General features: G+C 68.4%; 3 protein-coding genes, 1 tRNA gene and 1 pseudogene. 4 read left to right on the forward strand and 1 reads right to left on the reverse strand.

Annotated features, from left to right (window positions below):
- Positions 1–189 (reverse strand): annotated as a pseudogene (locus WB508_RS06420) (gamma-glutamyl-gamma-aminobutyrate hydrolase family protein); the annotation flags it as partial.
- Between the two features lie 155 nt (positions 190–344).
- On the opposite strand from WB508_RS06420, the gene WB508_RS06425 reads away from it, so the two are divergent.
- From WB508_RS06425 to WB508_RS06440, 4 genes are all read left to right on the forward strand, one after another.
- A complete protein-coding gene (locus WB508_RS06425; protein WP_423844054.1) occupies positions 345–1,121 on the forward strand; it encodes an ABC transporter permease in 777 nt (258 codons plus the stop codon).
- A gap of 43 nt (positions 1,122–1,164) precedes the next feature.
- Positions 1,165–2,532: a 4-aminobutyrate--2-oxoglutarate transaminase gene (gene gabT / locus WB508_RS06430; protein ID WP_423844055.1), complete on the forward strand. Its 1,368-nt coding sequence runs from the start codon at positions 1,165–1,167 to the stop codon at positions 2,530–2,532.
- A gap of 35 nt (positions 2,533–2,567) precedes the next feature.
- Positions 2,568–3,575: a quinone-dependent dihydroorotate dehydrogenase gene (locus tag WB508_RS06435; RefSeq protein ID WP_423844056.1), complete on the forward strand. Its 1,008-nt coding sequence runs from the start codon at positions 2,568–2,570 to the stop codon at positions 3,573–3,575.
- A gap of 64 nt (positions 3,576–3,639) precedes the next feature.
- Positions 3,640–3,712 (forward strand) — tRNA-Thr (locus WB508_RS06440).
- The last annotated feature ends 26 nt before the right edge of the window (positions 3,713–3,738 follow it).

A 3,738-nucleotide genomic window follows, 5' to 3' on the forward strand; every position in this document is an offset into this window, starting at 1 on the left:
GGCGAAGGCGAGCCGTCCGGCAACGTCGGAGGCGTCGGACGGGTGCACGGCCAGGGGCTCGCCCCCGGCGGCATGGACGGCGGCGAGCAGGGTGCGGGGGAGCACTTCGGCGCGGTAGCGCAGCGCCGATGCGGACTCCGAGAAGCGCGCGGGGATCGCGATCAGGGGGCGGCGCCGAATCACTGTCACCTCGATGGTCGTTTGGTGCCAAACAGTACCTGAGGTGCAGCACGGTGGCCAGCGTCGAGACGGCGGGCGCCTCCATGCCCGTGGGCGTCGAACCAGGGTGAGGATCAGGGGCGGTCCTGATGTGGAGCGGGCCGTCAACGCAGCACGCTGGCGCCATGACCATCATCGCCACGGGCGACCAGACGCCCATCCCGCTCGCCCGGCTCGTGGTGGTGGAGGTGCGCAAGATGTTCACCACCCGCTCCGGATCCTGGCTGATGATGAGCATCGGCATCACGGCGCTGATCGGCACGGCCGCAACGATCGCCTTCGCGCCGGAGGAATCCTTGACCTACTTCATGTTCGCCACTGCGATCGGCTACCCGATGGCCTTCACGTTGCCGATCATCGCGATGCTCTCGGTCACCAGCGAGTGGAGTCAGCGCAGCGGGCTGGTGACATTCGTGCAGGTGCCGCGGCAAGGTCGTGTGATGGCGTCGAAGGCGCTCGCCGCTGGCGTGGTGGGTGTGGCCGCGATGCTGGTCGCCTTCGTGATCGGTGCCGTGGGACACCTGGTGGGCACCGCGGTCGCGGGGGTGGATGCGGTGTGGGACGTCTCTGTCGGGCACGGCGCCCTGATCGTGCTGGGCAATCTGCTGAGCATGGCCACCGGGTACATGCTCGGCGTCCTGCTGCGCAGCTCGGCGGCCAGCGTGGTCGCCTACTTCGTCTACGTCCTGATCGTGCCCGGCCTGCTGGCCCTGCTCGGCGAGCTGCGGCCGGGCGTCGCTGACATCCAGGGGTGGATGGACTTCAACGTCGCTCAGGTACCGGTCTTCGAGGGCGCCATGACCGGCGAGACGTGGGCCCAGCTGGCCGTCTCGTCCATCGGATGGTTGCTGATTCCGTTGGCGATCGGGTTGACCCGCGTGCGCCGGTCCGAGGTCATCTGATCCTGCGGTGGACGGCGGGTCGTGCGGGACAGAGAATGGGGCCATGACCACCTCCGAGACCCGTTCCGCGTCCGCCAGCCCCACCGAGGGCCTCGAGCAGCGGCGCCACCTCATGACCGAGATCCCCGGTCCACGGTCGGTCGAGCTCATGGCTCGCAAGACCGCCGCCGTCGCCAGCGGGGTCGGCACCACGATGCCGGTCTTCGCCGTCGAGGCGTCGGGCGGCATCGTCAAGGACGTGGACGGCAACAGCCTGATCGACCTGGGCTCGGGCATCGCCGTCACCACCGTCGGGAACAGCGCTCCACGCGTGGTGGCCGCCGTGCGTGAGCAGGTCGAGGCGTTCACGCACACCTGCTTCATGGTGACGCCCTACGAGGGGTACATCGCCGTCGCCGAGGCGCTGGCCCGGCTGACTCCTGGCGACCACGCGAAGAAGTCTGCGCTGTTCAACTCCGGAGCCGAGGCGGTCGAGAACGCCGTCAAGATCGCCCGCGCGCACACCGGCCGCCCAGCGGTCGTGGTCTTCGACCACGCCTACCACGGCCGCACCAACCTGACGATGGCCATGACCTCCAAGTCCATGCCCTACAAGAGTGGCTTCGGCCCCTTCGCCCCAGAGGTGTATCGCGCTCCGATGTCCTACCCGTACCGCGATGCCAAGAACATGGATGGCCAGCTTGCGGCGCGCCGGGCGATCTCGATCATGGAGAAACAGGTGGGAGCCGGCAACCTCGCAGCCGTGGTGATCGAGCCGATTCAGGGCGAGGGTGGATTCATCGTGCCCGCTGACGGATTTCTCGCCGAGCTCGCCGAGTGGTGCACGGCGCACGACGTGGTGTTCGTGGCCGACGAGGTGCAGACGGGCTTCGCCCGCACCGGGGCGATGTTCGCGTGCGACCACGAAGGCGTCGTGCCCGACCTGATCGTGACGGCCAAGGGGATTGCGGGTGGATTCCCGCTGTCGGCGGTCACAGGTCGTGCCGAGATGATGGACGCTCCGCACGTGGCCGGACTGGGTGGTACGTACGGCGGAAACCCGGTGGCCTGTGCAGCCGCTCTCGCCACGATCGAGACCATCGAGGCCGAGGGGCTCGTCGAGCGGGCCCAGGAGATCGAGCGGCTCGCGCTGGGCGTGCTGCACCGCCTGCAGGCCGACGACGACCGGATCGGCGACGTGCGAGGACGGGGAGCCATGCTGGCGATCGAGCTGGTGGTCTCCGGCAGCGACGAGCCCGATGCGGCGCTCGCCGGATCCATCGCAGCCGCCGCCCGTGCCGCAGGTGTCATCACGCTGACCTGCGGCACGTTCGGCAACGTTCTACGGCTGCTGCCGCCCCTGTCGATCAGCGACGAGCTGCTGACCGAAGGGCTCGAGGAGATCGCGTCCGCGCTCGCTGCCACGCGTTGACCGTCCTCACGCTGGGCCCTCGGTAGGCTGGTCGCGTGGTCTATCGCGCCTTCTTCGACACCGTCTTCAGCCGCATGGACCCCGAGAAGGCTCACGAGCGAGCGTTCTCAGCGATCCGTGCCGGCCGTGTCCTGTCTCCGGTGGTCCGGACGACTGACGCACCCCGCACCGTGATGGGGATCGAGTTTCCCCATCGATTCGGACTGGCGGCGGGGTTCGACAAGAACGCGGCCGCCGTGCCGGGACTGCTGGCGCTCGGTTTTGGCCACGTCGAGGTCGGCACCGTGACCGCCCAGGCGCAGCCCGGCAATCCGCGACCCCGGTTGTTTCGGCTCGTCGCCGATGACGCGATCGTCAATCGCATGGGTTTCAACAACGTGGGCGCGGCCGAGGTCGCTTCACGCCTGCATCGGTTGCGAGGTCGACGGGTGGGACGAGATGCGGTGATCGGCGTCAACATCGGCAAGACCAAGCTGGTCGAGCCGCAGGATGCCGTCGCCGACTACGTCGAGAGCGCGCGTTTGCTGGCCCCCTTCGCCAGCTACCTGGTCGTCAACGTGTCGAGTCCCAACACCCCGGGCCTGCGTGATCTGCAGGCCGTCGACCAGCTCGGTCCGATCCTGTCTGCCGTCAAGGACGTCTGTGGCCAGGTCCCTCTGGTCGTCAAGATCGCACCTGATCTGGCAAACGACGATGTCGAGGCGGTCGCCGATCTGGCACTCGACCTCGGGCTGGCCGGCATCAGCGCGACCAACACCACCATCGCTCGTCCGTCGTCGCTGCGTTCTGATCGCTCCGCGGTCGACGCCGCCGGGGCGGGAGGCTTGTCCGGCCCGGTGCTGGCCGAACGCGCGACGGACGTCCTGGCCCAGCTGCGGTCACGCGTCGGGGATCGGCTCGCTCTGATCGGAGTGGGCGGCGTCACGACGCCGGAGGATGTCCGTGCACGGCTCGACGCAGGCGCTGACCTGGTGCAGGGCTACACCGGTTTCGTCTACGGGGGCCCCGCGTGGCCGTCACGGATGGCTGCCGCCACCGCGTGAATCGACGCCTGCGCCCCCGATTTCACATCGTGGGTGCGGACCCTGTATCTTGGGCTGTCGGCTTGCCCCTTTAGCTCAGTCGGTAGAGCGTTTCCATGGTAAGGAAGAGGTCTACGGTTCGATTCCGTAAAGGGGCTCTGGGAGACGAGGGCACTCGTCCCTC

It is taken from the genome of Aeromicrobium sp. (genome assembly GCF_049586495.1).
Taxonomy (GTDB): Bacteria; Actinomycetota; Actinomycetes; order Propionibacteriales; family Nocardioidaceae; genus Aeromicrobium.

Excerpts from the sequence above, each read along its gene's own strand:
- WB508_RS06425 (WP_423844054.1), top strand. The coding sequence starts at position 345 with ATGACCATCATCGCCACGGGCGACCAGACGCCCATCCCGCTCGCCCGG.
- gabT (WP_423844055.1), top strand. The coding sequence starts at position 1,165 with ATGACCACCTCCGAGACCCGTTCCGCGTCCGCCAGCCCCACCGAGGGC.